Source organism: Kitasatospora sp. NBC_00240, assembly GCF_026342405.1.
Lineage (GTDB): Bacteria > Actinomycetota > Actinomycetes > Streptomycetales > Streptomycetaceae > Kitasatospora.
The window spans coordinates 5,370,877-5,396,991 of record NZ_JAPEMU010000001.1; the positions used below are offsets into that span (position 1 = coordinate 5,370,877).

At 75.0% G+C, this 26,115-nt stretch carries 28 protein-coding genes; 15 read left to right on the plus strand and 13 right to left on the minus strand.

Going from position 1 to position 26,115, the window contains the following annotated elements; all coding sequences use genetic code 11:
- Positions 1-11: 11 nt before the first annotated feature.
- The 3 genes from OG689_RS22775 to OG689_RS22785 all read left to right on the plus strand — a co-directional run bounded on the left by OG689_RS22775 (position 12) and on the right by OG689_RS22785 (position 2,672).
- Positions 12-794 (plus strand): leucyl/phenylalanyl-tRNA--protein transferase, encoded by a 783-nt coding sequence (locus OG689_RS22775; protein WP_266322755.1) that lies wholly within the window; start codon positions 12-14, stop codon positions 792-794.
- 137 nt (positions 795-931) lie between these two features.
- Entirely contained in the window at positions 932-2,059 is a 1,128-nt protein-coding gene (locus OG689_RS22780) for a LamG domain-containing protein (protein ID WP_266322756.1), read from the plus strand.
- A 208-nt stretch (positions 2,060-2,267) separates the two neighbouring features.
- Positions 2,268-2,672, plus strand: a complete 405-nt coding sequence (locus OG689_RS22785; RefSeq protein ID WP_266327357.1) for a universal stress protein — start codon at positions 2,268-2,270, stop codon at positions 2,670-2,672.
- A gap of 18 nt (positions 2,673-2,690) precedes the next feature.
- Here the strand turns inward: OG689_RS22785 and OG689_RS22790 are convergent, their stop codons facing one another.
- The 5 genes from OG689_RS22790 to OG689_RS22810 all read right to left on the minus strand — a co-directional run bounded on the left by OG689_RS22790 (position 2,691) and on the right by OG689_RS22810 (position 5,267).
- Positions 2,691-3,275 (minus strand): TrmH family RNA methyltransferase, encoded by a 585-nt coding sequence (locus OG689_RS22790; RefSeq protein ID WP_266322757.1) that lies wholly within the window; start codon positions 3,273-3,275, stop codon positions 2,691-2,693.
- A complete protein-coding gene (locus OG689_RS22795; RefSeq protein WP_073924613.1) occupies positions 3,272-3,913 on the minus strand; it encodes a class I SAM-dependent methyltransferase in 642 nt (213 codons plus the stop codon). The genes OG689_RS22790 and OG689_RS22795 overlap by 4 nt, the downstream gene beginning before the upstream one ends.
- Positions 3,914-4,066: 153 nt before the next feature.
- Positions 4,067-4,567, minus strand: coding sequence for a carboxymuconolactone decarboxylase family protein (locus OG689_RS22800; RefSeq protein WP_266322758.1), 501 nt, complete (start codon positions 4,565-4,567; stop codon positions 4,067-4,069).
- A 102-nt stretch (positions 4,568-4,669) separates the two neighbouring features.
- Positions 4,670-4,888 carry a hypothetical protein gene (locus OG689_RS22805; protein WP_266322759.1) on the minus strand — a complete coding sequence of 73 codons (219 nt, stop codon included), beginning with the start codon at positions 4,886-4,888 and terminating at the stop codon, positions 4,670-4,672.
- Complete coding sequence (locus OG689_RS22810) at positions 4,875-5,267, minus strand: hypothetical protein (protein WP_266322760.1); 393 nt, start codon at positions 5,265-5,267, stop codon at positions 4,875-4,877. Before OG689_RS22810 ends, OG689_RS22805 begins: the two co-directional genes overlap by 14 nt.
- 131 nt (positions 5,268-5,398) lie before the next feature.
- On the opposite strand from OG689_RS22810, the gene OG689_RS22815 reads away from it, so the two are divergent.
- The gene (locus OG689_RS22815) at positions 5,399-6,226 is read left to right on the plus strand and encodes a DUF5753 domain-containing protein (RefSeq protein ID WP_266322761.1); all 828 of its coding nucleotides are present in this window, start codon (positions 5,399-5,401) and stop codon (positions 6,224-6,226) included.
- Between the two features lie 4 nt (positions 6,227-6,230).
- A complete protein-coding gene (locus OG689_RS22820; RefSeq protein WP_266322762.1) occupies positions 6,231-6,431 on the plus strand; it encodes a DUF397 domain-containing protein in 201 nt (66 codons plus the stop codon).
- Between the two features lie 75 nt (positions 6,432-6,506).
- Here OG689_RS22820 and OG689_RS22825 read toward each other — a convergent pair whose 3' ends face one another.
- Complete coding sequence (locus OG689_RS22825; RefSeq protein ID WP_266322763.1) at positions 6,507-7,760, minus strand: hypothetical protein; 1,254 nt, start codon at positions 7,758-7,760, stop codon at positions 6,507-6,509.
- 320 nt (positions 7,761-8,080) lie between these two features.
- Between OG689_RS22825 and OG689_RS22830 the strand changes: the two genes are divergently transcribed.
- On the plus strand, positions 8,081-8,275 hold the full coding sequence (locus OG689_RS22830) for a hypothetical protein (protein ID WP_073924606.1): 195 nt from the start codon (positions 8,081-8,083) through the stop codon (positions 8,273-8,275).
- A 191-nt stretch (positions 8,276-8,466) separates the two neighbouring features.
- Positions 8,467-10,020, plus strand: coding sequence for a hypothetical protein (locus tag OG689_RS22835; protein ID WP_266322764.1), 1,554 nt, complete (start codon positions 8,467-8,469; stop codon positions 10,018-10,020).
- A 64-nt stretch (positions 10,021-10,084) separates the two neighbouring features.
- Here the strand turns inward: OG689_RS22835 and OG689_RS22840 are convergent, their stop codons facing one another.
- Together OG689_RS22840 and OG689_RS22845 are read right to left on the minus strand one after the other, a co-directional pair.
- Positions 10,085-12,523, minus strand: a complete 2,439-nt coding sequence (locus tag OG689_RS22840) for a lysylphosphatidylglycerol synthase transmembrane domain-containing protein (protein WP_266322765.1) — start codon at positions 12,521-12,523, stop codon at positions 10,085-10,087.
- Between the two features lie 96 nt (positions 12,524-12,619).
- Entirely contained in the window at positions 12,620-13,381 is a 762-nt protein-coding gene (locus OG689_RS22845; RefSeq protein WP_266322766.1) for an SDR family oxidoreductase, read from the minus strand.
- 246 nt (positions 13,382-13,627) lie between these two features.
- On the opposite strand from OG689_RS22845, the gene OG689_RS22850 reads away from it, so the two are divergent.
- From OG689_RS22850 to OG689_RS22870, 5 genes are all read left to right on the plus strand, one after another.
- Positions 13,628-14,518: a helix-turn-helix transcriptional regulator gene (locus tag OG689_RS22850; protein WP_266322767.1), complete on the plus strand. Its 891-nt coding sequence runs from the start codon at positions 13,628-13,630 to the stop codon at positions 14,516-14,518.
- Between the two features lie 112 nt (positions 14,519-14,630).
- Complete coding sequence (locus OG689_RS22855; protein ID WP_266322768.1) at positions 14,631-14,897, plus strand: UBP-type zinc finger domain-containing protein; 267 nt, start codon at positions 14,631-14,633, stop codon at positions 14,895-14,897.
- Between the two features lie 244 nt (positions 14,898-15,141).
- Positions 15,142-15,417 (plus strand): hypothetical protein, encoded by a 276-nt coding sequence (locus tag OG689_RS22860; protein WP_266322769.1) that lies wholly within the window; start codon positions 15,142-15,144, stop codon positions 15,415-15,417.
- A 199-nt stretch (positions 15,418-15,616) separates the two neighbouring features.
- Positions 15,617-16,858 (plus strand): serine hydrolase domain-containing protein, encoded by a 1,242-nt coding sequence (locus OG689_RS22865; RefSeq protein WP_266322770.1) that lies wholly within the window; start codon positions 15,617-15,619, stop codon positions 16,856-16,858.
- A gap of 146 nt (positions 16,859-17,004) precedes the next feature.
- The gene (locus OG689_RS22870; protein ID WP_266322771.1) at positions 17,005-17,496 is read left to right on the plus strand and encodes an NUDIX hydrolase; all 492 of its coding nucleotides are present in this window, start codon (positions 17,005-17,007) and stop codon (positions 17,494-17,496) included.
- Positions 17,497-18,354: 858 nt separating this feature from the next.
- Here OG689_RS22870 and OG689_RS22875 read toward each other — a convergent pair.
- From OG689_RS22875 to OG689_RS22890, 4 genes are all read right to left on the minus strand, one after another.
- Complete coding sequence (locus OG689_RS22875) at positions 18,355-18,801, minus strand: GNAT family N-acetyltransferase (protein WP_266322772.1); 447 nt, start codon at positions 18,799-18,801, stop codon at positions 18,355-18,357.
- Positions 18,798-19,550, minus strand: coding sequence for a tyrosine-protein phosphatase (locus OG689_RS22880; RefSeq protein ID WP_266322773.1), 753 nt, complete (start codon positions 19,548-19,550; stop codon positions 18,798-18,800). The genes OG689_RS22875 and OG689_RS22880 overlap by 4 nt, the downstream gene beginning before the upstream one ends.
- 146 nt (positions 19,551-19,696) lie before the next feature.
- A complete protein-coding gene (locus OG689_RS22885) occupies positions 19,697-20,425 on the minus strand; it encodes a VC0807 family protein (RefSeq protein ID WP_266322774.1) in 729 nt (242 codons plus the stop codon).
- A gap of 154 nt (positions 20,426-20,579) precedes the next feature.
- Positions 20,580-21,263, minus strand: coding sequence for a hypothetical protein (locus OG689_RS22890; RefSeq protein WP_266322775.1), 684 nt, complete (start codon positions 21,261-21,263; stop codon positions 20,580-20,582).
- A gap of 368 nt (positions 21,264-21,631) precedes the next feature.
- Here OG689_RS22890 and OG689_RS22895 point away from each other — a divergent pair, with 368 nt between their 5' ends.
- The 3 genes from OG689_RS22895 to OG689_RS22905 all read left to right on the plus strand — a co-directional run bounded on the left by OG689_RS22895 (position 21,632) and on the right by OG689_RS22905 (position 25,454).
- Positions 21,632-22,474 (plus strand): RNA polymerase sigma factor, encoded by an 843-nt coding sequence (locus OG689_RS22895; protein WP_266322776.1) that lies wholly within the window; start codon positions 21,632-21,634, stop codon positions 22,472-22,474.
- Positions 22,471-23,505, plus strand: coding sequence for a hypothetical protein (locus OG689_RS22900; RefSeq protein WP_266322777.1), 1,035 nt, complete (start codon positions 22,471-22,473; stop codon positions 23,503-23,505). The genes OG689_RS22895 and OG689_RS22900 overlap by 4 nt, the downstream gene beginning before the upstream one ends.
- A 323-nt stretch (positions 23,506-23,828) precedes the next feature.
- A complete protein-coding gene (locus tag OG689_RS22905) occupies positions 23,829-25,454 on the plus strand; it encodes a protein kinase (RefSeq protein WP_266322778.1) in 1,626 nt (541 codons plus the stop codon).
- Here OG689_RS22905 and OG689_RS22910 read toward each other — a convergent pair whose 3' ends face one another.
- Positions 25,455-26,018 (minus strand): potassium channel family protein, encoded by a 564-nt coding sequence (locus tag OG689_RS22910; protein WP_266322779.1) that lies wholly within the window; start codon positions 26,016-26,018, stop codon positions 25,455-25,457.
- Between the last annotated feature and the right edge of the window lie 97 nt (positions 26,019-26,115).

Sequence of the window (26,115 nt, forward strand, 5' to 3'; positions counted from 1 at the left end):
GGGGCGGGCCGATGGTCGCGCGGCACGGGTCGTGGAGTTCGGTCGACCTCAGCGCGGTGCCCGTGGACGCCCCGGCGGCGTTCTGCGCCGACCTGAGCCCGGAGGGGCTGCTGGCGGGCTACCGGGCCGGCGCCTACCCGATGCCCGCCGAGGACGAGTACGCCCGCTACCTCAGCGAGGCCCGTTTCGAGGACCTGGTGGCCTCCGGCGACATCCCGGTGGTCGGGACGGGCGGCGATGAGGTGCCGTACGAGGTCGCCTGGTGGTCGCCGGACCCGCGCCCGGTGATCGCGCCGGCCGCGGCCCGGGTGGGGCGCCGACTGAGCCGCACCCTGCGCAACCGGCTCCGGTGGTCGACGACCGTGGACACGGCTTTCGCCCGGGTGGTCGACGAGTGCCGGGCCGACCGGGTGCCGCGCTGGCTGACCGTCCCGCTGAAGGAGGGCCTGTGCGAGCTGCACCGGGCCGGCAGCGCGCACAGCGTCGAGGTGTGGGAGGACGGGGAGCTGATCGGCGGCGCGTTCGGGGTGCGGGTCGGCCCGGTGCTCAGCCTGGACTCGATGTTCCACCGATGCCCGGGGGCGGGGCGGGTCGCGATCGCCGATCTGGGGGCTCGCTTCGCCGAGGTGGGCGGGCAGCTGCTGGACGCCCAGTGGGACAGTCCGGCCGTGCGGAGCCTGGGCGGCAGCCCGATGCCGCGGGCCTGGTACCTGGAGCTGCTGCGCTCCGGCCGGGGGGCGCCGCCGCGGGGCGGCAGGCGGGCGGCGGGGGAGCGGGGGCCGTCGGCCGGGTGAGTGGTCCCGGGCCGGGCGCGGGGTGCGGTGGCGGCTTGTCCGGTGGGGGCGCACCCTCTTCGCCGTGCGCCGACCGGCCGGGCCGTCACGCCCTTTGGGCAGGCCGCTGAGCAGCGGTGATGGCTAGCATCCCGGGCATGACCGACGGTACGGAACACCCGGACGCGGCCACCACCCCGGCGCCGTCCGCCGCCGGCCCGATCCGGCCGACGGTCCCCGGGCAGGCGCGGCCCGAGCAGGAGCGGCCGGCGCAGGCGTGGCCCGGCGGCGCGGCGCGGTCGCCCGCCGGCCGTCCCGTCGGGTCCCCGCCACCGCCCCATGACCCCCCTTCGGCCCCGTCGGGGCCGGGCAGGTCGAGGCCGGTCGAGTCCCCGCCGCTTCCGTCCCCGCCGCCCGCCGAGCCGGACTGGGCGGCGCTGGCCGAGCGCAACGCCGCCGACCTGCGCCGCCGCCGCCGGCTGCGGGCCGGCGGGATCGCCGCCGGGCTCTGCCTGCTCGCGGCCGGCGCCGGCCTGCTCGGAGCCCGTCAGGGCGGCCCGGGCCCGGGGGACGGCACGGGCGGTCCGGGCGGTACCGGGGCCCACGGCCCCACCACCGAGCTGCCCGCCCTGCTCGCCGACCACTCGGGGCGGCGCACGGTCGTGCTCGCCCCGGCCGCCCATGTGCAGGAGGTGCCGGGCGGGCATGTGCTCAGGCTGGTCGGCGGCCCCGAGTCCTTCGCCCGGGCGGCGGACCAGCCGGTCGACGTCGGGCGGAGCTTCACCGTCTCGGCCTGGGTCTACAGCGACGCCCCCACCGGCTCCCGGGCGGTGGTCAGCCAGGGCGACGGCCCGGCGTACTCCTTCGAGCTGGGCCGCACCGACGTCGGCGGCCGCCCGGCCTGGTCCTTCCGGGTCCGCACCGCCGAGCCCGTCCCGGGGGCCGCCGAGGAGGGCGCCACCGCCCAGGTGGTCGCCGAAGGGGCCGGTACGGTCGGCGTCTGGGCCCTGCTCACCGCCACCTACGATGTGGGCCCGCACACCGTCGCGCTCTACCTGGACGGTCGGCCCGTCGCCTCGGCGCCCGTTCCGGGGATCTGGCCCGCCCCGGGCCCGCTGCAGCTCGGCCGCAGCCGGCAGCACGACGGCTGGGGAGGCCCGTGGTCGGGCGCGATCGGCCGGATCGTGCTGTGGGACCAGGCGCTGGACCCGGGCCAGGTCGCCGCCCTGAGCGGCGCAGCCGGCACCCTGACCGCCCGCCCGACCGCGTCCTGGCTGGTCGACTGAGCGCCGCCCGGGCGAGCCGTCGGACGAGCGCCCGTACCGCCGGGGTGCCCGATCGGGAGTCTCCGGCCGGGGCTGCGTCCGGAGCCCCGGGCCGGGCTCGCCCGGCGGCCGGCGTTAGCCTCGGAAGGTGAGCGACGAGAGCCGGACCGAACAGCCGGAGCAGGCGGGCGCGGGCTTCGAACGGGGCACCGACGGACCCAAGGTGATCATGGTCGGGATGGACGGCTCGGAGGCCGCCGCCCGGGCCGCCGCCTACGCGGCCGGGCTGGCCCGGCGCCAGAACGCGCTGCTGGCCATCGTCTACGTGCAGCCGGTGTACGCCGGGGCGGCGGCGCTGGGTGCCACGGTGAACGAGACCACCGAGGAGGTCGCCGGCGAACTGGTCCGGGAGATCCGGGCGTCGGCGGAGCGGCTGCGCGGGGTCTTCGAGGTCCGCTGGCAGTTCCACACCTTCCGGGGCGACCCCTACCAGGGGCTGGTGAAGGCCGCCGACCGGCTGAAGGCGGACGCCGTGGTGGTCGGCGCCTCCGAGCAGGCCGGGCACCGGATCATCGGCTCGGTGGCCGTCCGGCTGGTCAGGGCCGGACGCTGGCCGGTCACCGTGGTGCCGTGACCGGCCGCCCGGCGGACCTCACTCGGTCTCGTCGAGCTCCAGGTCGAACTCGCCGGCGTCGCTGCCGTCCGGCGTGCCGCTGATCGCGTAGCCCTGCCGGCGGGCCTCGTAGCAGGCGACCGAGGTCGCCGAGGAGACGTTGAGCGAGCCGACCCGGCCCAGCTGCGGGACGAAGACGACGGTGTCGCAGAGCGCCAGGGCCTCGGCGGTGACGCCGCGGTCCTCGTGGCCGACCACGAACGCGGTCGCCGGGGTGAGCTTGGCCGCGAACAACGGCACGGCCTCGTCGGCCAGTTCGAGGCCGACCACCAGGAACCCGTCGGCCTTCGCGGCGGCGACCGCCTCGGCGACCGTCTCGAAGTGCTCGGCCTTGAGGTACCGGTCGGTGCCCATCGCGGCCTTCTGCGCGCCGGCGGAGCGCACCGAGGGGGTGTCGCCGGTCAGGTACAGCTTCTCGGCGCCCATCGCGGACGCCGTACGGACGATCGAGCCCACGTTGAAGGGCGACTGGAGGTTCTCCAGGATGATCGCCAGCCTGAACTCGTTGCTGCGCCGCCACTGGCGGTGCAGGCGCTTCAGGTCGGTCCCGCGGAGCTGCTTCACGACGTCGTACCTCGTCCAGTGTCGGTGCCGGCCGCCTCGGGGCGGGGCCGCGCTTCAAGAATCCGGAATCCGTTGACCGAGGTGACCCGCGTGGTCGGGTAGCCCTCGGTGTTCAGCCACTTCTGCAGCGAGTCCGAACCCAGGTTGCGCTGCACGACGAGGAAGGCCGAGCCGTCCGGCGTCAGGCGCGGCAGCCATCGGTGCAGCAGGCGGTGCAGCGCGCCCTTGCCGATCCGGATCGGCGGGTTGGAGTAGATCGCCGTGAACCGCAGGTCCTGCGGCACGTCGTCCGGCAGCACCGCCTGGACGTTGTTCAGCCCCAGCGCCTTCGCGTTGTCGGTGACCAGGTCGAGCGCCCGGGTGTTGATGTCGACGGCCCAGACGGCGGACCGCTTGCGGCGCGAGGCCCAGGTCAGCGCGATCGGCCCGTACCCGCAGCCCATGTCCAGGATCGGCCCCTTCACCCGGGGCGGCGGCGCGTGCTCCAGCAGGATCCGGGTGCCCGGGTCCAGCCGGCTCCGGGAGAAGACCCCGGTGTCGGTGGTGAGCTCCAGGGTGATGTCAGGCAGGGTCACAGTGATCGGACGTCGCTCGCTGACAACGTCGGGTGCACTGGTGAAGTAGTGCGAGCCGGACATGATTTCCCCGTCGGGTCGTGAGGGCCTGGGGCCACCGGGTGGGCGCGGGCCGGCCCTGCTTGTTCGGCCCTGATCGTAACCCGTTACCCGCCGCCACCCGGATCCGTGCAGGTCAGGGCCCCAGGCCGACGCATGCCGGTGAGCTGGTGCCGATCAGCCGATGCCGGGCACCTTCCGGGTGGTGATCGCGATCCGGTTCCAGGTGTTGATGGTGAAGATCAACGAGAGCAGCTGGGCCAGTTCCGCCTCCTCGAACTGCTCGGCCGCCCGGCCGTACACCTCGTCCGGCACGCCGTCGCCGATCCGGGTGACCGCCTCGGTGAGGGCCAGCGCCGCCCGCTCCTTCGCGCTGTACACACCGGCCGGCGCCTCCCGCCAGACCGACAGCAGGTAGAGCCGCTCCTCGCGCTCGCCGGCCTTGCGGGCGTCCTTGATGTGCATGTCCAGGCAGTACGCGCAGTTGTTGAGCAGCGAGGAGCGGATCTGCACCAGCTCCACCAGCGCCGGGTCCAGGCCCTCCCGGGCGGCGGCGTCCAGGGCGAGCAGCGCCCGGAAGGCCTTCGGGGCGGCCTTGGCGTAGTTGACGCGGGTGGCGGGGGTGAGGGCGACGGTGGTCGCGGCGGTGGCGGTCGCGGTGTTCTCGGTGATCGTCATGTGGACAACTCTAGGAGTGGAATGCACCGCGTTCATGGTGCATTCCACAGCCTGATTCATGGGTCAATTCACATGGCGACCGGCTGTCCGCGGCGCAGCGGCTCAGGTGTCCACCGCACACCAGACCAGGCCGTCCCGGCTGGAGTGCCCGAACCTGTCGGCCAGTCCGAGCGCGGGCAGCGCCGCCAGCTGCCGCCCGGGATCGTCGGGCACCGGCGCGGTCAGCAGGTAGCCGGCCGGCGTCCTGGTGAGCCGTACGTCGGTGCCGACGCTGGTGGCCAGCCGGGCGGCGATGGCGTGCGCCCGTTCAACGGCCGTCATCGCCGGCGGCGCGCACATCGCTGCCGGCCGGCGTCGCGAACCGCGGCACCCGGTCCAGCCAACGGCCGTCCACGTCCCACTCCACCCCGCCGCCGGCCGGCCGGAGGAAGACCACGGTGCCGACCCGGTCCATGAACACGCCGGTCCGCCGGTTCAGCGTGTCCAGAACCAACTCCCCGGGCCTGGAAGGGCGGTGCGGGTAGGCCGGCGGATCGACCCGGCCACCCCCGGCCGGCCCGGCCGGGTACGGGCTCACCAGCCTGAGCCCCGCCTCCGGCCGTCCGCCGCAGTTCGCGGGGCAGCAGCAGGCGGGCAGACTCCGGTCGCCGACGACGGCGGGTGCCCAGGCCTGCTGATCTTCGGACTGAGGGATCGTCATGATCGTTTCTCCATGGCGGTCTTGGGCTCGGCAGCCCTTACTTTCCGTAGTCCAAGCGTCGCGCTCCGGCGCTACGCTGGGTAGGCACGTCATGTCTCACGTTGGAAGCTGGCACACGAAGGAGTGCGCCGATGGTGTTCCGGCCCAATGAGTTGCACCCCACCCGTTCGAATCGCGATCTGTACGGGTGGGAGATGCGCGCACACCGCAAGCGCGCCGGTGACATGTCGCTCGATCAGCTGACCAATGTGCTGGACGGATTCTCGAAGAGCCATCTGGCCCGGGTGGAGCGTGCGGCGTCCATGCCGTGCGCCCGGCTGTCCCAGGCCCTGGACGCGGCATTCGGCACGGACGGCACGTTCGGGCGGCTGTACGAGCTGGCGAAGAAGGAGAAGTTTCCCGGCAAGTATCGGCGGGCCATGGATCTTGAGGGTCGGGCCAGCATCATCGAGGAGTACACCAGCGCCACGATCCCAGGGCTTCTCCAGACCCCCGGACTGGCCCGGAGATCCCTTGAGACCGGTCATCCGCATGCGTCCGCGCAGGAGATCGACAGCATGCTCAGTGCTCGGCTCGACCGGCAGAAGCGGCTCAATTCGACTCCTGCTCCGCGCTGCTGGTTCATCCTCGACGAGGCGGTCCTGCGTCGCCCGGTGGGCGGGTCGGCAGTGATGCGTGCGCAGTTGGCGGCACTGGTGGATGATCGGCGGTCGCATGTCACCGTGCAGGTGTTGCCGTTCGGGGCTGGTGAGCACGCGGAGATGGGTGGCTCGCTCACGCTCTACACGGTGCCCGGGAATCCGCTGATCGCCTGGGTGGAGGGGAGCCACTCCGGGGTGATCATCGATGACTCGGAAGGTGTCGCCGCGCGTCGGGAGTCCTACGATCTGCTCAGGGCTCAGGCTCTCTCGCCCCGGGACTCCTCGGCGATGATCAGAACCGTGATGGAGGAGTGCTGACGCCATGCGATCCGACGAGAACGAGCAGTGGCGGAAGAGCAGTTACAGCAACAACGACGGTGGCACCTGCATCGAGGTGGACGACGCGCACCCTGGAGCCGTCCGTGACTCCAAGGACCCCGAAGGTCCCCGGCTGCGCTTCTCGCGCGACGCCTGGACCGCCTTCGTGCGCGCCGTCACCGACGGCGAGTTCGGCGCGCCCTGAACCCGGATACACGCATCGGCGCGGGCCGGCTCCCCGAAGTTGGGGGGCGGCCCGCGTTGTTGTGCCGGGGTGGGTTCAGCCGGTGACGGTGGGGGTGATCTTGACGGTGGCGGCGCGGTGCTGGTCGGCGGTGGCGCCGAAGGAGAGGTTGAACTTGTTGCCGGTGGTCCAGCCCTTGTCGACGCCGACGCGGAAGGTGTATTCGGTGGTGGCGCCGGCGGGCAGGGCGCGGTTGAGGGAGGCGGCGTCGATGGCGAGGTTGCCGTCGCAGTCGTAGTCGACGGCGAGCGGGCGCCACTGGCCGTGGTCCTGGACCTCGACGACGAGGTCGGCGGGCTCGATGAAGTGCTTCGTGTAGTCGCCGGAGGCGGGGTCGACCACGGTGGGCAGGGAGATCGTCGGGGCGACCTGGCGGAAGGCGGCCTTGGTGGGGTTGGTGACCTTCACGGTGTACTGGGCGGCCTGCTTGCCGACCACGAGGGCGCCGGGGGCGCCGGTGACGGTGACCTTGGGCATGTGGGTGTCGACGACCTTGGTGTCGACGATCTTCTTCTTGGCGATCTCGTGGATGGCGTTGACGCTGTCGTAGCCGGCGGCCTCGACGGCCAGGGTGCCGGGGCGGTTGTCGGCGCCGAGGTGGATGCGGTACTGGATGGTGCGGCTGGCGCCGGAGGCGAGCGGGAAGGTGGCGCTCTTTCCGCCCATGACGTAGTCCATGCCGGTGCCCTGGCTGATCGGGAACTCCTTCCAGGTGTTGCCGTCCTTGCGCTCGATGGTGCCGCTGGCCATCTGGGCGATGATGCTGCACGCCGCGCCTTCGTACTGCTGGGCGGCGACGACCGGGACGACGCTGTCGTAGCGCCTGGTGCCGGTGTTGGTCCAGGTGACGGTGAAGGAGACGGTGGCGCCGCCGGCCTCGATCTTCTGGCCGGTGTTCAGGCCGTCGAAGCGGATCTCGATGCCGCCGCCGGGCTTGACCACGCTCGCCGGGGTCTTGGCGGCGGCGGGGGTCTTGGCGGCGGCGGGGGCGGCGGTGCTCGGAGCGGGGGCGGGGGTCTCGGTGAGGGTGGCGGTGGGGGTGGCGGTCGCCGACGGCGCGGGGGCCGGGGTGGTGGCGGTGGGTGCGGGGGTGCTCGGTGCGGCGGCGGGGGCGCTGAGGGTGGGTGCGGTGCTGGGGGCGGCGTTGTTGGTGGTGTCGGGGGTGCAGCCGACGGCGCCGGTGGCGATGACGGCGGCGAGCGGCAGGGTGAGGGCCAGGCGGCGGGAGCGGCCCTTGGCGGAGCCGGCGGTGACGATCTTCGCAAAGCGGTTGATAACGGACGCGTTCATGATGCAGATCCCCCTGGGACGTGGTCACGGAAGTTTTGACTCGACGAGGCGGCCGGCCCTGCTCCCCGGCTTCTCGCCGGTCCGCCTCGCTGGCCCTCACCCTGATAGACGTGCATCCCCCCGAGGGGTTGCAGGTGGGTTCGAAAAACTTTCCCGCCGCCTCCGGGCACCCCGGCACGGGCACCGGAAGGAGGCCCCGCAACACGCCCACGCCCGGTCGAGGCGTCGCGTCCGGGGCGCTGCGGACGGATACTTCAAGGGCCCCGTCAGGCAGGGCCCAGCAGGGTCCGGGTGAGGCTCCCAGCAGCGAGGACGACACCATGCCGCAGAATCCCGAGGACTACGTGGACGAGGTCGCCGCCGAGGTCGACGAGCCGGCCGAGGAGGACCCGGAGGCCGACGAGTACGACGAGCTGGTGGAGCGGCGCGCGCTGGGGGCGGACCCGGCGACCGACGTCGCCGACGCGGCGGAGCAGGCGCGGGTGGTCACGCTGGACGAGGACGAGTACCGCTGACGCCGGGCGGCCGCCGGCCGCCGATTCGTCCCGATTGCCCTCCGACCTGCCCGCTTCTCCTCCACCGGCCCGGGCCGAATCGGTTTGAACCCGTTCAAACGCTCTGGCAGGATCGGGCCGACCGGGCCTGGGGCCCGCGGAACGTGGGGGGTTGGGTCATGCGCGCGCTGCGCCTTTTTTCCGCTGCTGTCATGGGTGCCGCGCTGGTGGGCGCCCTGACGGCCTGTGACGGCGTGACCGGGGCCGGGACCTCGGACGAGGCCGAGGCGCGGGCCGCGCTGGCCGCCTCGGCCGAGGTGATGCTGAAGGCCGGGAACGGCACCGTGGAGATGGACTCGCCCGGCGATCTCCCCACCGGGGACGTGAAGGGCTGGGCCGACTGGAAGAACGGGTCGGCGCTGGACGTCACCAGCAAGTCCGGCGGCTCCGGCACCGGGTCCGGCTACCGGGTCCGGGTGGTGGGCGACACCAGCTTCGTGGCGGTGCCCGCGCCGATGGTGAAACTGTCCGGCGGCAAGCACTGGACGGCGTCCAGGCCGCCCTCCGCGGACGAGGCGACCGGCAGCACGGACACCCGCAACACCGTGCTGGCGCACCTGCTCGACCCGGTCGTGCAGCTGCGGCTGGCCACCGCGAGCGGGACGCTCAGTACGGTCCGCGCCGGTTCGGGCGAGGGCAAGGGGACGCGGCACTACGTCAGCGTGCTGGACGCGCGCACGGTGATGGCGGCCCTGGGCGCGGCCGGTGTCGAGCCGGACCGCACCTTCGCGCTGCGGCCGAAGGACCTGTCGGAGGAGCCGGCGGAGAAGGCCCGGACGCTGACGGCGGCGTTCGCGCTCAACGACAAGCAGGAGCTCGTCAGCCTCAAGCTGTACTTCAACGAGGCCGGCCGGACGGCGCTGGCCAAGGGGAACGTCCCGATCGTCCTGCACTGGTCGGAGTTGGGCGCCGCGCCCAAGATCGAGGCACCCGCCAAGAGGGACATCGTGCGGGACCCCAAGGCGGGCCCGCCCGGGCCGCAGGCCCCGACGCACGACGCGGCCGGGTCGCTGGAGGACGCGGCGGTCGCGATCCCGGAGCTGACCTCGTACCGGACCGAGCGGACCGGGCCGGAGGGCTCCGGCGAGCGGGCGGTGCTGGCGTTCCGGAAGACCGGGAAGACCGCGGCCTCCGCCTTCTCGGTCACCGACTCGGACATCGAGACCTGGGGCAACCCGAAGACCGCCATCGACAAGGACGGGCACCAGCACGTGATCGTCACGGGCGGTGTCCGCTACTCGCTCGACGAGCTCAGCGTGGGCAAGAACTGGCTCAGCATGGACCTCGGCACCGGCGACCCGCGGGCCGAGGGGTACCTGGCGGCCTTCGTCGGGGCGCTCGCGGCGACCGACGAGGCGGCGTGGGTGGCGACCGAGGAGGTCGGCGGCCGCCCGGCCGAGCACTACCGGGGCACCGTGGTGCTCTCCGCGCTGGCCGGGTACGAGGGCCCGGTCATCACGCGGTTCGATCGCGACACCTTCGTCAAGGAGGCCAGGGCGCACGGGCTGGACAAGGCCGACATCGACGTGTGGATCGGGCGGGACGGGCTGGTCCTGCGGACCAGGGAGTCCGGCAGCGGGTCCCAGGGGGCGTACAGCGTGACCGAGGAGTACAGCGGGCACGGCGCCGACCTCAAGATCGCGCCCCCGCCGGCGAACGACGTGATCTCGATCAAGGACCTCCTGGACGGCCTCAAGCACGAGTAGGGCGGCCGCCCGCCCCGGCCGAACGCGCGTGGCCCCGGACACCCGTCCGGGGCCACGCGGCCGTTCAGAGCGCCTTGCGCCGTTGCAGCCAGGCGAAGGCCGCCCAGCCGGGCAGGACCGGCAGCAGGAAGGTCAGCAGGCGGTACAGCACCACCGCGGCCACCGCGGAGCCGCTGTCCATGGCGGCGGTCGCCACCAGCATCCGGGGCAGGGTCAGCTCGATCCAGCCGGCGCCGCCGGGGGTCGGCGCGGCGCTGCCCACGGCGTTGCCGACCAGCAGGACCACCGCGACCGAGGCGAAACTGGGGCGGCTGTCGACGGCCTGCGCGCAGCAGTACAGGCAGGCCACGAGCAGCAGCGAGACGAGCAGCTGACCGGCGATCCCGGCACTCAGCCGGGCGGGGCTGCGCAGCAGGTCGAGCAGCCGGGGCAGCACCTCGGAGGTGAGCGGGCGGAGCCGGGCGGCGAGCCAGCGCCGGGCCGGCGGGACGGCCGCGACCAGGCTGAGCAGCACGGCGGCGCCGGCCAGCCCGCCGACCAGGGTCGGCAGCGCGTCCAGTTCGGAGCCGGGGTCGTTGCCCAGCAGGTAGACGAAGGCGCCGAGCTGGAGCAGGTGCAGGATCAGGCCGAGCAGTTGGCCGACGCCCACGCTGGACAGCGCCTGCGGGGTCGGGACGCCCGAGCGCTGCAGGAAGCGGGTGTTCAGGGCGATCCCGCCGACCCCGCCGGGCGAGACGATCTTGACGAAGCAGCCGGCCACCTGGGCCAGCAGGGCGTGCCAGAGGTTCACCCGCTCGGGCACGAAGCCGACGAAGCCCACGGTGGCGGCGACGTGGCTGGCGGTGGCGGCGAGCACGGCCAGGGTCATCCAGCCCGGGTCGGCGCCGGCCAGGGTGGCGATCGGGTTGTGGTCGGAGGTGAAGAACTGCGGCAGCAGCAGGCAGCCCGCCACCACCCCGCCGACCACGGCCAGCAGTGTGCGCGGCCGCAGCCGCTCCAGCCGGACGGCCCGGACGGCCGCCTGCGGCCGGGTGCGCAGCACCTCGGCCCGGATCGCCTCCAGCAGTTCGGGCTGCTGCTTGAGGGCGGCCCTGGTCTGCCGGGCCAGCGCGATCGGCTGCAGCAGCGGCAGGGCCGCGCCGACGGCGGCCGGGCCCAGCACCGCGACGGCGGAGCGCACGGACCGCTCCGCGCCGGTCCGCAGGGCGAGGGTGGTCAGCAGCTGCGCGATGTCGGCCCGCAGCACGAGCTCGCTGGCCGCGATGTCGCCGTCCGCCAGGTCGACCAGGTGGACGGCCCCGCACTCGGCGACCAGGACGGCCGCCGGGACGAGCGCCCGGTGCGAGATCCGCCGGGTCTGCAGCAGCTGGAACTGGGCCCAGGCGTCGGCGAGCAGCGCGTCGGTGAGCTCCTCGTCGGCGAGCAGGTCGAGGGTCCGGCCGGGTACGTGCTCGTACGCGACCAGGGCGGCGTCCGGGCCGAGTTCGGAGCTGGCGACGACCCGGCGGGTGCGGACCCCGGCGGCCACGGCGGCGTACGAGACCAGCGCCTCGTGCTCCAGGCCGGTGCGCAGCGAGCGCAGCACCCGGGGGTGCGGGGCGGTACGCAGCCGCAGCCGGCGCCAGACCCGCTGGAACAGCGCGGCGACCAGGGCCTGCCGGTCCAGCAGCAGCACGTCCAGGTCGGGGCGGCCGTCGTCCTGCCCGACCAGGTAGCGGTCCGGGCCGGACGGTGTGATGGTCCGCGGGCGCAGCCCGACCTGGCGCAGGCTCAGCGCCAGTGCGGCCGGGCGGGGCCGCGGGTCGGGGACCCCGACGGCGTACAGCGTGCCGTGCGCCACGGTGGCGCCGATCAGCAGTCCGAGCAACAGCGCCAGCGGGCCGGCGTACCCGCTGAGCAGGCCGGCCACGCCGGAGAGGGCGAAGGCGACCCGGGGCCGGTGGCGGTCGCGGGCGCCGGCGGCGATCAGGAAGGCCAGTACCGGCGCCAGGTAGCCGTAGACCGGCTCGGTGTGGCCGGGGCCGTCGGGCAGCGGGTGGGTGAGGGCGTCCAGCAGGGAGGCGGGGGCCGCGCCGTCGACCCAGAGGTCGAGGGCGACGCAGAGCCCGTACGCCATGGTGGCGGCCAGCAGGCCGTCCGCCACCTGCTGGCGTCCGCGCCGGCGGTCGTGGCCGAGCAGCAGCCGGGCGCCGGCGACGGCGGGGACGAGCAGCAGGGCTGCGGTCGACAGCGCCCCGGCGATCCGGGAGACCGCGCGCGGGATCAGGTCGATGCCCTGGGCGATGTCGGCGTCCATGCCGCCGGCGGTGGCCTGGGCGTAGTCGGCGAGCAGCAGGGTCAGGCAGATCGCGGCCAGCCCGAGCAGCAGCCGGATCAGCGCGGCGGGCTGCCGTACCCGGTCGGGGCCGCCGACCGGCCGGCGGACGGGTGCTCCGGCGGGCGCGGTCGGGGGCGGTCCGGCGGGACGGTCCGGGTCCGTGCCGCTGCTTTGTCGATCTGTCACCGTGGCCACGCGGCATGCTCCCACGCCTGGCCGCCCGGGGGGAGTGGCGGCCCCGGTCGGGGGCGGCGGGGGAGGGGCAGGACCGGTCGGTGCCGGTCAGGCCTGCCGGGTGGGCACCACGACCAGCCGGCTCAGGTTGACCTCCCGGCGGCGGCTGACGGTGTAGCCGATCAGGTCGGCGATGTCCTCGGAGGTGAGCGCGGGAATGGCCGCGAACATCCCGCCCAGCTGCTCGGCGAGCTCCGGGTTGTCGATGTGCCCGCCCAGCTCGGTGCTGGTCAGACCGGGCTCGACGGTGGTGACCCGGACGTCGCGGGGGCCCAGTTCGGTGCGCAGGGCGGCGGAGAGCTGGGTCAGGCCGGCCTTGGTGGCCGCGTACACGGCGTAGTCCGGGAACATCACGTGCGAGGCGATCGAGGAGACGTTCACCAGGTCGGCGGTGCGGCCGGCCCCGGCGGCGCCGGTCAGGTCGGGGACGAAGGCCCGGATCACCCGCAGGGCGCCGGTCAGGTTGGTGTCGATCATCCGGCTCCACTCGTCGAGCCGGCCCGCACCGATCGGGTTGGGCAGCATCACGCCGGCGTTGTTGACCACCAGGTCGACCTGGCCGTACGCCGCCCGTACGCGGTCGGCGGCGGCGTCCACCGAGGCCTGGTCGGTGATGTCGACGGCCACCGCGAGGGCCTGGCCGCCGTCCGCGCCGATCTTCGCGGCGAGTTCGTCCAGCCGCCCGGCCCGGCGGGCGAGCAGGGCGACCCGGGCGCCGTTCGCGGCGAGCAGGCGGGCGGTGGCCTCGCCCATGCCGCTGGCGGCTCCGGTGACGACGGCGGTGCGTCCGGCGAGGGTGGGGTAGCTCATGAGGTTCTCCTGGCTCAGGTCGGTGGTGCTCAGGTCGGTGCTGCTCAGGCGGGTCGTGCTCAGGTGGGTCGTGCGAGGGGTGCGGGGCGGCCGGCCGGGCCGTGCGGTCCGGGGCCGTGCGGTCCGGCGGCAGGCCGGTCCGGTGGATCCCACTCTGCGCGCCCGCCGGCCGGCGGCCCAGGCCTCGCTGTTCCTGGGAAAGCCAGTACCAGGCTGGGCCGGCGCCCCCGGGGCTAGCCTGGACGGATGGAGAACACGGTGGGGGAGTTCCTGCGGTCCCGGCGTGGCCGGATCCAGCCCGAGGAGGTCGGTCTCCCCTCGTACGGGCGCCGGCGGGTCCAGGGCCTGCGGCGCGAGGAGGTCGCGCAGCTGGCCGGGGTGAGCGTCGACTACTACATCCGGCTGGAGCAGGGCCGTGGCGCCTCGGCCTCCGACGCGGTGCTGGACGCGGTGGGCCGGGTGCTGCGCCTGGACGACGTCGAGCAGGCGCACCTGCGCGACCTGCTGCGCCCGGCCCGGGCGGAGCGCAGGGCCGTCCGGGGGCGGCAGCAGGTCAGGGAGGGCGTCCGGCTGCTGCTGGAGATGATGGACGCGGTGCCCGCCTTCGTCCTCGGCCGCCGGATGGACGTGCTGGCCTGGAACGGGCTCGCCGACGCGCTGCTGGGCTTCTCCGGGCAGCCCCCGGAGGAGTGCAACGCGGCCCGGCACGTCTTCCTCGACCCGGGCGCGCGGGACTGCTACCCGCAGTGGGAGGCGGTCGCCGCCGAGACCGTCGCCTACCTGCGGCTGGACGCCGGCCGATACCCCGAGGACCGCCGGCTCGGCGCGCTGGTCGGTGAACTCTCCGTCCGGAGCGAGGAGTTCCGCCGACTCTGGGCCGACCACCAGGTCAAGGAGAAGACCCACGGCAGCAAGCTGATCCGGCATCCGCTGATGGGGACGCTCAGCTTCGGGTACGAGACGCTCGCCGTCTCGGGCGCCGCCGACCAGCTGCTGATCACCTTCACCACCCCGGCGGGCTCGCCGACGGCGCAGAAGCTGGCCGTCCTGGCGAGCTGGACGGCGGGCGGCCCGGCGGCCTCCGCACCCCGCGGGCAGGGCGCGGCGGCGGGGGAGGGCGCTGCGCCGCTCGGCTGACGCCCGGTGCGGGTCCGGCCGGCCGGCCGGTGCGGCGGGGTCGTACGGCACGGTTCACGGCGGCCCGGCGCGGTGCCCGGCCGCCTGAGCCCGGGCTCACTACCCTGCGTACATGAGCGCGTGCGAAGACCTTGCGGCGGCCCCTGCGGACATCGTGCCGTCGCCCCCGACCGACGGATGCGCCGACTGCCTCGCCGCGGGCAGCCGGGACTGGGTGCACCTGCGGCTCTGCCTGGACTGCGGGCACATCGGCTGCTGCGACAACTCGCCGCAGCGGCATGCCAGCGCGCACTTCCACAACACCTCCCACCCGGTGATCCGCTCGTACGAGCCGGGCGAGGAGTGGCGCTGGTGCTACGTCCACGAGGCGATGGGCTGAGCGCCCGGCCGCGCCCCGTGGTGCCCGGTGCGCGGCCGGGCTCCCGGCGGGTGGGCCGGCGGGTCGGTCGGTCGTTCGGTGCCGCACGGGCGGGTGCCGGTCGGCGCGCACCCGTGCCCGCCGGGCCCTGGCCGGCCAGCCGACCGGGGAAAATGTGTACATCGCATGAAATCAGGACATAACACCCCGTGCGGCTCCCTCGCCCCGCAGGTGCGGCGCGAGTGCCGCCGAAGGGAGATCAACGATGACCAAGCAATCGTCGGCCGGGATGAGCAAGCTCCAGCGCGGCACCCAGGAACTGCTGGAACGCCGAGGGATGGCGGCGACGCCACGGCCGCTCGGGCCGCCGTCGCTCACCAACGCGCCGCCGACCGGGGCGCCCGGCATGCACTTCGGGGACAGCACGTTCCGCCACGGCGGCCGGGAGGGCACGGCGACGGCCATGCACTCCGCCCCCGCCATGCACGCCGAGCTGAAGGGCCACCGCCACCGCGGCGCGGAGAAGCACTCCGCGCACTGACTCCGGTCAGGGGGCGGGAGCCGCCGGCCGTCCGCCGGCCGCGCTCCCGCCCCTGACATCTGCTCAGCCGCGTCTCGGGGGGATCCCCCAGCGGGATCAGGGGCGGCTCGGGGACCGTCCCGGATGGCCCGGCCGCGAAGTTCCGGCAGGCTGCTCGACGGAAGCACCACCCGTCCGCAGACCGCCTGGAGCGACTCCCGTGAACACGTCCGCGCACCGCACCCGTTGGACCACCCTGGCCGCCGCCGCCGGCCTGGTCGCCGCCGTCGCGGCCGGCGCCGGGACGCCCGCACTCGCCGCCGGACCGGCCGCCGCGGGCGCGCCCTCCGCCGCCACCGCGCCGCTCGACCGGCTGGACCGGGCCGCGCTCGCCCGGACCCTCGCCGACCTGCCCGACGAGGGGATCACCGGTGCGCTGGCCCGGGCCGGCGGCCGCGGCGGGCAGTGGTCGGGCACGGCGGGCGACGGGGTCGACCCGGACGGCCGGTTCCGGATCGGCAGCATCTCGAAGGTCTTCACCGCCACCGTCGTCCTGCAACTCGCGGCCGAGCGCCGGCTGGACCTGGACGCGCCCGTCCAGCGCTACCTCCCCGGCCTGCTGCCCGCCGACCGTCCGGTCGTCACCGTCGGCCAGTTGCTCGACCACACCAGTGGACTGCCCGGCGGCTCCGGTCTCACCTCCGGCGACGGCAGCGCCCGCTGGTTCGCCGACCACCGCACCGACTCCTGGACGCCGGCGGAGGTGGTCACCGCCGCCCTCGCCGGCCCGATGAGCTTCGCGCCGGGCACCGCCCAGCAGTACAACGGGATCAACACCTTCGTCGCCGGGATGGTCGTCGAGAAGGTGACCGGACGCAGCTTCGCCCAGGAGGTGCAGACCCGGATCGCCCGCCCGCTGGGCCTGCGCGACACCTACGTACCCGCCGCCGGCGACACCTCGCTGCCCGGCCCCTCGGCGCACGGCTACCTGACCGTGCCGGGCCCCGCCGGCCCCGACGGCGCCGCCGGCCCGGGGGTCCGGGTGGACGTCACCGAGCAGAGCCCCTGGCCGTGGGCCGAGGGCGGCATGATCTCCTCCGCCCCGGACCTGGAGCGGTTCATGACCGCGCTGTTCCGCGGCCGGCTGCTGCCGCCCGCCCAGCAGGCCAAGCTGTTCACCGTGCCCGACGTGCCCAACGCGCGGAACAAGAACTGCGAGATCGGCCCGACCGCCGGCCGGGCGTGCTTCAGCATGGGCCTGATGAGCGTCACGCTGCCCAACGGCACGGTCGTCTGGGGCAAGACCGGCAGCCGCCCCGGCTTCACCAGCGGCCTGTTCGCCACCCGCGACCTGAGCCGCCACGTCGTGTACTCGTTCAACCCGACCGGCCTGGGCGGCGAGGAGTTCCCGCACGTGTGGGCCCTGGTGACGACGGCCTTCGGCTCGGGGCAGGCCTACTGAGCCGGCTGGGCCGAGCAGGCTGGGCACGCGGGGTCGCGGCCGGTGGTTCTTCCCCCGGTCCCGCCCCGGCGGACCGTGGCACAGTGGGGGCGCACATTCTCGATCGCGCGCCGGTCCGCCGGTCGCGCACTCCAGAAGGAGTCACCATGTCGGACGGCCCGCTGAAGTCCCGTGACGAATGGCTCGCTTCGCTGCCGCGCGCGTACGCGGCCGCCGGCTGCCTGCTCCAGGACGAGCAGGGGCGGGTGTTGATCGTGAAGGCCGGCTACCGCGAGCACTGGCAGTTCCCGGGCGGCACGATCGATCTCGGTGAGGGCCCGGACGCCTGCGCCGCACGGGAGTTGGAGGAGGAGACCGGGATCGTCCGGGAGGCCGGTGGGCTACTGGTGGTGGCCTGGACGCACCCGTCCGCCGAGCTGGACCACCCCGCGATCCACTTCCTCTTCGACCTCGGCAGCATCGCCGGCGACACCCCGGTGACCCTCCCGGCCGGCGAACTGGACAGCTACCGCTGGGCCCCCGTCGAGGAGGCTCTCCAACTGCTCGGCCCGGCCCGCTCGTTGCGGCTGGCGGCCGGGCTCGAGGCGCGAACCGACGGGCGGGTGCGGGTCGTCACCAGCCCCGTCTCCGGCTTCTGAGCGACCCCGGGGTGCTATCGTCCGTGGCCGCGCCAAGGAGCGAACGATCGAACTGATGTACCGTCATATCCCTTGATGTGCAGGGAAAACGGAAGATCCCCCGGATGTAGCATCCGGGGGATCAGACCGCTGCGACCGCCTGTCAGATTTTTCTTGGCCGAAAGATTCGCCCGTTGTCCGTACCGCGCCCGCCGACAGCTCCGCACGCGCCGACAACTCCGCACGCGACGCCCACCCCGGCCCCGTGCCCGGGCACCCGGCCCGTAAGTCCGCCCGTGCGGGCCCGTCCGGCGAGGGCGCCGGCAGAAACAACTCCGCACGTGCGGGTTCGAGCAGGTCCGCACGTGCCGGCTCACAGATCCGCACGTGCGGGCCCGACCAGGAAGCCCACTACCAGGACAGGACGACGGCTGGTCTTTCCCGGCCCGTAACCACTGGGCGCGTGCGGGCGTTGTTGAGCGTGGGGGGAGCGGCCGCAGCGGCCGGGCCCGCCCCGGCCGAGCCCCTCCCGGCCGGACCGAGGACCGCCGGGCCTGCCGGCCCCGACGACCTGGAGCACACCGGTGGACCGCAGCATCGCGACCGGACGCCGGAGGGCCTTCCCGCCGCACCGGCCTGCGCCGCACCGCCCCCCGAGCCGGCCGGACCGGCCGCGCCCGGCGCCGGGCGGCCGGCGGGGGAGGTCGTCCGCCCAGGAACGCCCGGGTGGGACGAGCTACGTGCCACCATGCGGGCGATCCGGGAGCGCCTCGGCGGTGGGCGCCGCCGGTAACGCCCCCGGCTCCCGGCAGCCGGCGGCCCGGAGGTCGGCGTCCCGGCAGCCCCGTACCCGGCGGCCCGCGCTCGGCAACTCTGCCGTCAGAGGCTCAGTTTGAACCCGTCGTGGCTGCCGGCGAAGCCGAGCGAGGCGTAGAAGGCGTGGGCCTCGGTGCGGCGCTTGTCGCTGGTCAGCTGGACGAGGGTGCAGCCGCGTCGCCGGGCCCGCTCGACGGCCTCGCCGATCAGCCGGCGGCCCAGCCCCTCGCCGCGCCGGTCGGCCCGGACCCGGACACCCTCCAGCAGGGCCCGTTCCTGGCCGTGCCGGCCGAGGCCGGGGATGTAGGTGAGCTGCAGGTAGCCCAGGACGGTGCCGTCGCCCTCGTCCAGGACGAGCATCTCGTTGCGGGCGTCGCCGTCCACGGCGTCGAAGGCCCGGTCATAGGCCTCGTCCACCCGGACGCCGGCGGGGTCGGTGACCCCCTCCTCGTCGGTGAGCAGGGCGATGATCGCGGGGAGGTCCTGGCGGGTCGCGGTGCGGAATATCACGGGTGGATCGTCGCAGCCTGCGGGTCGAGCAGGCGGCGGCGGGCGGCGGCCAGGTCGGCGGGGTCGAGGCCGGCCGCGAGCAGCCGGGCCTGCGGGTCGAAACCGTCGAGGGTCGCGAGCAGGGCGTCGCCGGCCGTGGTGCCGGCCCGTTCCAGGGCGGCGGCGATCAGTTCGCCTTCGTCGGGGCGGCCGAGCATGCCCCACAGCGGGCGCAGGTTGGGGCCACTGAGCAGGTAGTCCGCGATGATCGCGGCGGGCTCGGCGCCCGCCAGGGAGAGCAGCAGCAGGGCGGCGAGGCCGGTACGGTCACGGCCCGCCCCGCAGTGCACGACCACCCCGCCGGGCCGGGCCCGGGCGACGGTGCTGACGATCTCGGCGATCGCGCCGGGGCACTCGTCGAGGTAGGGGCGCAGCGAGAGCGGGGTGCCGTCGAGCTCGCCCCAGCGCTGCCACCAGTCCGCGCCGGCCAGCTCGTCCAGCGGTATCCGGACCAGGTCGAGATCGGCGGGCCGGGGCAGCAGCGGCTTGTACTCGTCCGCGTTGCGCAGGTCGACCACGGTGCGTATGCCGTGGGCGCGCAGGGCCTCCCAGCCCTCGGCGGTGAGCCGGTCGAGGTTGTCGGCCCGGACGACGGCGCCGCGGCGGGTACGGCCCCCGGTGGTGGTGGGCAGGCCGCCGAGGTCCCGTACGTTGAGGCATCCGTCCCAGGTCAGGGTGCGCCTCTCGGCCTGCGTGCCGGTGTCTGTCATCGGTTCCCCCCGTGTCCGGTGGGGGCGGTCGCCCCCTGTTGTTGTGACTCCTGGGGCGGTCCGGTGGTTCCGGAACGGACCCGTTGCCCGATGCCGCGTCAGGTCCGGCCCGGGGCCTGCCGGCTTCGTCCGGGCGGGTCGCCGGGTCAGGCGGCGGCGGGCTCGGGGAGGGCGGCGGCCTCGGCCCGGACGAGCTTCTCCATCGGGTCGGCGGCGGCCTGGCCGACCAGGGCGCCGACCAGGATCGCGGCCACCAGGAAGACCGTCGACAGCCAGGCCATGGTGCTCACCGGCAGGGTGAAGGCACCGGTCACCCGGGCCGCGCACTCACCGGACAGGGCCAGGCCCCAGACGGCGGAGAAGGCGCGCTCGTGCCGGCGGAAGGCCCGTGAGGCGGCCGCCCGGCCGCCGGCGAGCCGCTCCCAGGCGGCCGTGCGGAGCGGGTCGCCCTTGGTCAGGAAGGGCATCAGGACGCCGGACATCAGCGGCCGCCCGGCGACGACCGAGGCCAGCACCGCCAGGCCGACCGCTCCGCTGAGCAGGCCGTCCTTGGCGATCATCAGCCGGGCGTCGCCGGTGACGCCGGCCAGCACCAGGCCGAGCAGGTTCATCGTGAGCATCAGGGCGGCCCAGGTGTTGAGCCGGCGTTCGCGCAGCAGCCCGAGGACGGTCCGGGCGGCGGGGATGACGCTGGCCAGGCCGAGGGCCGCGACCTGGCTCAGGCCCAGCGCGGAGTGCAGCAGGACGTAGCCGCCGAGCGGGGCCAGCACGTCGACCGCGAGCGGGGTGTAGGCGGAGCGGGCGTTCGCGGTGGTGGCGCGGTCGGTGCTCGCGGTGGTGGTGCGGGTGCCGGTGCTGCTCAGGGTCTGGCTCATGGTGGCTGCCTCCGCCGGGAGTTCGCGCCGGGCGGTCCGCCCCGCGTCGTGCCTCCAGTCTGGCGATCGGGCCACCCGCCCCAGCAGTGCCTTCCGTTGCCGGATCGGCGTGACAACTGTCATGGGAGCGACCGTGATACGGCGCCCGGGAGGGCTACTCGTCGGGGAAGAGCCAGAGTTCACGCCCCAGGGTGTCCACGCAGCGGACCGTCCGGAACCGCTCGTCCCCGGCGGAGAGGAAGCCCTCGGCGACGCCCTGCAGGACCTCCCGGGCCACCGGGTCGGCCCGGTTCCAGGCGCCGGTGAGGACGAGCGACTTGTCGGCGAGCTCGGCGCGTTGGATCCGGGCGACCGAGGCGTCCAGCAGGGCGGCGTTGACGTCGGCGAGGTCGGCGCGGGCGAGGTAGGTCTCGCCGGTGCGGCCCCGGTCGACCAGGCGCAGCAGTTCGGGCAGGGCGTAGTGCCGGACGGCGGCGACGGCGTCCTCCACGGCGACCTGCCAGCGCGGGCCGGGAAGCACCTCCCACCACATCTCGTCCGCCACGGGCAGCAGGTCCCCGATCCGGGCCCGCCAGGTCTCGACCCGGTGGGGGACCCGGGGGTCGGGGCGCAGGCCGGGGAGGCCGCTGTCGGCCCAGTCCTGCTTGCCGGTCAGGCTGAGGTCGAGGGTGAAACTCACCCGGTCGCAACGGGGCCGGCGGACGACGCCGATCAGGGCCCAACGGCTCTCGTCGGGGAGGCTGAAGGTGTGCCGCCATCCGCTGAGGCCCAGGGCGCGCATGGCGGGCGCGAAGTGGTCGCGCAGCCCGTCCGTGTAGAGCTCTTGGGCGGTCTTCATCACGTCTTCCTGGTCGGCGGGGCGGCTGGGGCGGGCGTGGGCACGGTGCGGGCGCCCGTCCGGCGGGCGGGCGGGGTGCCGCAAGGGGGCGCGTGGGCGGCCCCGGGGGCGGCCTGGGTGGGCGGAGGGCGGGGCGGTGATCGCCCGACGGACGGCGGGGTCACGGATATGAAGAAGCCGTGGAGATTCCGTGTCGCTCCGGTTCTCCTTCAACGTATGCGGGGTGCGGGTGTCGGGGCTGCGGGCGAACGGCAGCGCCCACCGGGCCTTTGGACCCGTCCGGGCAGGGGGTTTGGTCCCGTCCGCCGCAACACGGAGTTCACCGGGCACCCGTCCGGCCGGGGGCCGGATGCCGCATGATGGGGCGAGTGCACAGTGCAGACCGCCCCGGAGCCGGAACCGACAGTGGTGTCGGCGCCCCCGACTTCGTACCGCCGCCGCGATCCCGGTCGGCCGGCCACCCGCTGGACCAGCCGGCGGCCCGCCCTGCCGTGAGCCCCGCCGGGGGATCCACCGACCCGGCCGGACAGAGAACCGCCGGCCGCCGGCCCGACGGCCCGGCCGACCTCACGGCGGCCCTGACCGCCGCACAGGGCGGCGACGAGGAGGCGTTCCGGCAGCTGTTCCGCGCGGTCCAGCCCGGACTGCTGCGCTACCTGCGCGTGCTGGTCGGCAGCCGGCCGGGCGACACCCAGGACGCCGAGGACATAGCCTCCGAGACCTGGCTGCAGATAGCCCGCGACCTGCACACCTTCTCCGGGGACACGGACGGGTTCCGGGGCTGGGCCGCCACCGTCGCCCGCAACCGAGCGCTGGACCACCTGCGCAGCAGACGCCGCCGCCCCACCGCCGACCTGCCGCTGGAGTACCTGGCCGAACTGGCCTCGGGCGACGACACCGCGGGCGCCGCCCTCGCCACCGTCGGCACCTCCGACGCGCTCGCGCTGATCTCCCGGCTGCCGCGCGACCAGGCCGAGGCCGTCCTGCTGCGGGTGGTCATGCAGCTGGACGCGGAGAGCGCCGCCCGGGTGCTCGGCAAGCGGGCCGGCACCGTGCGGATGGCCGCCCACCGCGGGCTGCGCGGACTCGCCAAGCTGCTGGAGCGCACCGGTGCGCCCGAGGCCGGGATACCCCACCGGGGAGCTCCCCAGAAAAAATCTCCGCAGGGTGTGACAGAACCCAGGACCGCGACGCTGAAGGACTTGAGATGAGCACCAACCGATCCCGTCGGATCGACCGCGACACCGCCGAGCAGCTGCTCGGCGGTGCGGCGGTTGGTACGCCGGGCGGTCAGGCCTCCCTCACCGGAGAGGACGGCGACAGCGGGCACCAGGCGCTGGCCGCCCTGCTCACCGCTGCGGCTGCCCCGCCGGCGGAGGGCGAACTCTCCGGTGAGGAGGCGGCCCTGGCCGCGTTCCGGCTGGCCGCCCGTCCCACCGCCGTACCTGTCCCTGCTTCCGTTACCGCCGCACCGCCCCGGAGACGATCGATGGCACCCGCCGCGCTGGCCCAGGCCTTCAGCGCCAAGGCCGCCGTCGTCGCGCTCGCGGCCAGCGCGCTCGGCGGGGTCGCGGTCGCGGCCGGGGGCGGCCATCTGCCGGCCGCGCTCGGCGGGGGACAGTCCGGCAGCGGCCGGCCCGCGGCCCTGGGTACCCCCGAGATGTCCACGGGCACGCCGCCCGGCACCCTGTCGGGCAAGCAGACGGGTGCCCGGCCGGGCTCCTCGCCCGGCGGCTCCTTCGCCCCCTCCGGCGGGTCCGTCACCCCCGGCGGAGCGAGCGTCCCGGGCGCCACCGCGTCCCCCGGCCCGGGGGACGCCCCCGGCACGTCGTCGGCCACCCGGCCCGGTGCCGGTCCGGGCGAGCGGGGCGCCTCGCCGACGCCCGGCGGCCCGACCGCCGTACCCGAACTGGTGGCCCTCTGCCAGGACCTGGCCGACGCCCAGGTGCACGGCAAGACCCTGCGCTCGCTCGCCGCCGACGCCCGGTACGCCCCGCTGCTCAAGGCGGCGGGCGGCACCGAGAAGATCCAGGGCTACTGCGCGGCGGTGCGCGCGGGCACGGCCGGCAGCGCCCGCGAGGGCGGCGACCAGGCCACCACCGGCGCTTCGCCCACGGCCGCGGACGGGACGCAGGGCAGCCGGAGCGGCGCCCCGCAGTCCTCCGAGACGGCCGTCGGCCGAACCGAGGACCGCTCCGGGCTGCCGCCCGCGCGGTCCGGCAGCACCTCCACCGCGAGGTGACCCGAACTCCGGACGGGCGGCGGGTGAATCCCCCCGGACCCACCGCCCGTCCGGACCTTTTCGTCACGACCCCGGCCGCCGCCCGGCGCTGCGCCCCGCGCGCGCCCGTCGGCCGCGCCCAGGGCGGGGCGGCCTCGGATCCGTAGGCCCCGAATCCGTAGGGCCCGAATCCGTAGGGCCCGAATCCGTAGGGCCCGAATCCGTAGGGCCCGAATCCGTAGGGCCCGGATCCGTAGGGCCCGCCGGGGCACGGCCGCTATCGTGCACAGGTGCGCGAGGCGACCAGGAGCCCTGGGCGCGGGACGGTGAGGGGAGCGGTTCCAGTGATCGGACGTGCGCTGAACGAGCGCTACGAGCTCGTGGAGATACTCGGGGTCGGCGGCATGGCCACCGTCTGGCGGGGTGTCGACCGGGTCCTGGGCCGGCAGGTCGCCGTCAAGGTGCTCAACGGCGGACTGGCCGACGACCCGCGCTTCGCCGAGCGGTTCGGCCGGGAGGCCCAGCACGCCGCGATGCTGGCGCACCCGCGGATCGTCATGGTCTTCGACTCCGGGGTCGACCAGGGCTCGCCGTACATCGTCATGGAGCTGGTGCACGGCCGTTCGCTGGCCGCCCTGCTGGCCGAGCAGCCGGGGCTGCCGGTCGAGCGCGCGGTCGGGATCGCGGCGGCCGTCTGCGAGGCGCTGGAGGTGGCGCACGGCGCGGGCCTGGTGCACCGGGACATCAAGCCGGGCAACATCATGATCACGTACGACGGCGGCGTGAAGGTGGTCGACTTCGGCATCGCCCGGGCCGGCTCCTCCGGCGCCGGGCTGACCCAGGCCGCGACCGTGCTCGGCACCGCCGCCTACCTCTCGCCCGAGCAGGCCACCGCCGCGGCCGTGGACGGCCGCTCCGACCTCTACGCGGTCGGCTGCGTGATGACCGAGATGCTCACCGGCGAGCCGCCGTTCACCGCCGACACCCCGGTGGCGATCGCCTTCAAGCAGGTCTCCGAGCAGCCCCTGCCGCCGTCCGCCCGCCGCCCCGGCATACCCCCGGCGCTGGACGCGGCGGTGCTGCGGCTGCTCGCCAAGAACCCGGGGGACCGCCCCTACGACGCGGCCGCGGCCCGGGCCGAACTCCTGGCCGCCGTCCCCGCCCTGCCGACCGGCTCCGCCGCCGACCGGACGGCCGAGCTGCTGGCCGGCGCCGACCTGGCCCGGCCGCTCTTCCCCGGCGGGCCGCAGAACGGCGCCGACCAGCAGCACACCACCGTCCTGCCGCCGGTGCCCGGCCCGGGCCACCACCCGGCCACCGGTCACCCGGCGCCGCCCGGGCACGCGGGCCCCGCCACCGCCCTGATGCCGCCGGTGCCGGTGATGCCCTCCGCCGGGCAGGCGCCGCCGTACGGGGCCGCCTTCGGCGACACGGGCCGGGCGCGACAGCCGGCCCGGCGCCGGCCGCTGCTGCTCGGCGCCCTGGGGGTGGCCGGGGTCGCGGGTGCGGCGGTGATCGCGATCGTCGCCCTCGACGGACCGCCGGCGGGGAAGAGCAGCACCCCGCCCGCCGTGACCCGCAGCGCCGCCGGCAGCCCCGTACCGATCAGCCCCACGGCCGCGCCGTCGACCGCCCGGCCGTCCGCCACGGCGTCACCGGCACCGACCAAGCTGCAGGGCCCGGCCGCGCAGCTCCTCGCGCTGCGCGAGCTGGTGGCGAAGGCGCAGCTGCAGAAGGAGCGCGACAAGCAGGCCGAGCTGCTGCGGGCCCTGGACGACGCCGGCAAGGCGCTCGCCGCCGGGCAGGAGGCGGACGCGCAGCAGGAGCTGAAGGACGCCCAGCGGATCGTCCGGGACCTCGCCAAGAAGCACGCGATCGACACCGCGACCAGCCTGAACTGGCAGGCCCGGCTGACGGTGCTGCTCAACACGGTGCGGCCGGGGGCGGGCGTCACCGACAACGACAGCTGATCAGGGGTCGGGTTCCGGTCCCGGCCCGGGCGGCGGACCGGGCCCCGGCTCCGGGTGGGGTTCGCGCACCCTGGCGGCGATCTGGCCGCGCACCCGGTTGCTGAGGCTGCCCGCGGCCGCCGCCAGGAAGACGAAGTTGTAGAAGATCTGCAGGATCACCACCACCCGAGCCTCGTCCCCGGTCGGCGTGATGTCCCCGTACCCGACGGTCGACATGGTGATCACGGTGAAGTAGAGCGCGTCCAGCCTGGTCCGCAGGTCGTTGAACTGGTTGTCCTGGGCCAGCACGAAGTAGCCGGCGGAGAACACCACCATCGACAGGAGGATCAGGAACGCCAGGCCGACCCCGGGCCGGCCGCCCACCTGGGTCAGCACCTGCAGCGTCTTACGGAGCAGCAGCACCGTCAGCACGGTCAGCGCGGTGCCGAAGACGAGCCAGCTGAGGGCGGGCCGCTCGGGCCCGAAGAACTCCAGGGGGAGGGTGAAGTAGCCGATCATCAGGGCGGCGAAGCCGCCGACCACCGAGGCCACGCCGCGGATCAGCTTGGGGGTCCACGTCTCCACGGGCACCATCCTGCGACTGGGGTCCAGGGCTTTCGGCACAGCCCTCTCCAGCCTGTGGCCCGGCGGCCGGGTCCGCCCGGGCGCCTGCTCCGTCCGG

Bases quoted from the DNA above. Each gene is read 5' to 3' on its own strand.
- OG689_RS22775 (WP_266322755.1), top strand. From the start codon at position 12: ATGGTCGCGCGGCACGGGTCGTGGAGTTCGGTCGACCTCAGCGCGGTG.
- OG689_RS22780 (WP_266322756.1), top strand. From the start codon at position 932: ATGACCGACGGTACGGAACACCCGGACGCGGCCACCACCCCGGCGCCG.
- OG689_RS22785 (WP_266327357.1), top strand. From the start codon at position 2,268: ATGGTCGGGATGGACGGCTCGGAGGCCGCCGCCCGGGCCGCCGCCTAC.
- OG689_RS22795 (WP_073924613.1), bottom strand. From the start codon at position 3,913: ATGTCCGGCTCGCACTACTTCACCAGTGCACCCGACGTTGTCAGCGAG.
- OG689_RS22800 (WP_266322758.1), bottom strand. From the start codon at position 4,567: ATGACGATCACCGAGAACACCGCGACCGCCACCGCCGCGACCACCGTC.
- OG689_RS22805 (WP_266322759.1), bottom strand. From the start codon at position 4,888: ATGACGGCCGTTGAACGGGCGCACGCCATCGCCGCCCGGCTGGCCACC.
- OG689_RS22810 (WP_266322760.1), bottom strand. From the start codon at position 5,267: ATGACGATCCCTCAGTCCGAAGATCAGCAGGCCTGGGCACCCGCCGTC.
- OG689_RS22815 (WP_266322761.1), top strand. From the start codon at position 5,399: ATGGTGTTCCGGCCCAATGAGTTGCACCCCACCCGTTCGAATCGCGAT.
- OG689_RS22820 (WP_266322762.1), top strand. From the start codon at position 6,231: ATGCGATCCGACGAGAACGAGCAGTGGCGGAAGAGCAGTTACAGCAAC.
- OG689_RS22825 (WP_266322763.1), bottom strand. From the start codon at position 7,760: ATGAACGCGTCCGTTATCAACCGCTTTGCGAAGATCGTCACCGCCGGC.
- OG689_RS22830 (WP_073924606.1), top strand. From the start codon at position 8,081: ATGCCGCAGAATCCCGAGGACTACGTGGACGAGGTCGCCGCCGAGGTC.
- OG689_RS22835 (WP_266322764.1), top strand. From the start codon at position 8,467: ATGGGTGCCGCGCTGGTGGGCGCCCTGACGGCCTGTGACGGCGTGACC.
- OG689_RS22845 (WP_266322766.1), bottom strand. From the start codon at position 13,381: ATGAGCTACCCCACCCTCGCCGGACGCACCGCCGTCGTCACCGGAGCC.
- OG689_RS22850 (WP_266322767.1), top strand. From the start codon at position 13,628: ATGGAGAACACGGTGGGGGAGTTCCTGCGGTCCCGGCGTGGCCGGATC.
- OG689_RS22855 (WP_266322768.1), top strand. From the start codon at position 14,631: ATGAGCGCGTGCGAAGACCTTGCGGCGGCCCCTGCGGACATCGTGCCG.
- OG689_RS22860 (WP_266322769.1), top strand. From the start codon at position 15,142: ATGACCAAGCAATCGTCGGCCGGGATGAGCAAGCTCCAGCGCGGCACC.
- OG689_RS22870 (WP_266322771.1), top strand. From the start codon at position 17,005: ATGTCGGACGGCCCGCTGAAGTCCCGTGACGAATGGCTCGCTTCGCTG.
- OG689_RS22880 (WP_266322773.1), bottom strand. From the start codon at position 19,550: ATGACAGACACCGGCACGCAGGCCGAGAGGCGCACCCTGACCTGGGAC.
- OG689_RS22885 (WP_266322774.1), bottom strand. From the start codon at position 20,425: ATGAGCCAGACCCTGAGCAGCACCGGCACCCGCACCACCACCGCGAGC.
- OG689_RS22890 (WP_266322775.1), bottom strand. From the start codon at position 21,263: ATGAAGACCGCCCAAGAGCTCTACACGGACGGGCTGCGCGACCACTTC.
- OG689_RS22900 (WP_266322777.1), top strand. From the start codon at position 22,471: ATGAGCACCAACCGATCCCGTCGGATCGACCGCGACACCGCCGAGCAG.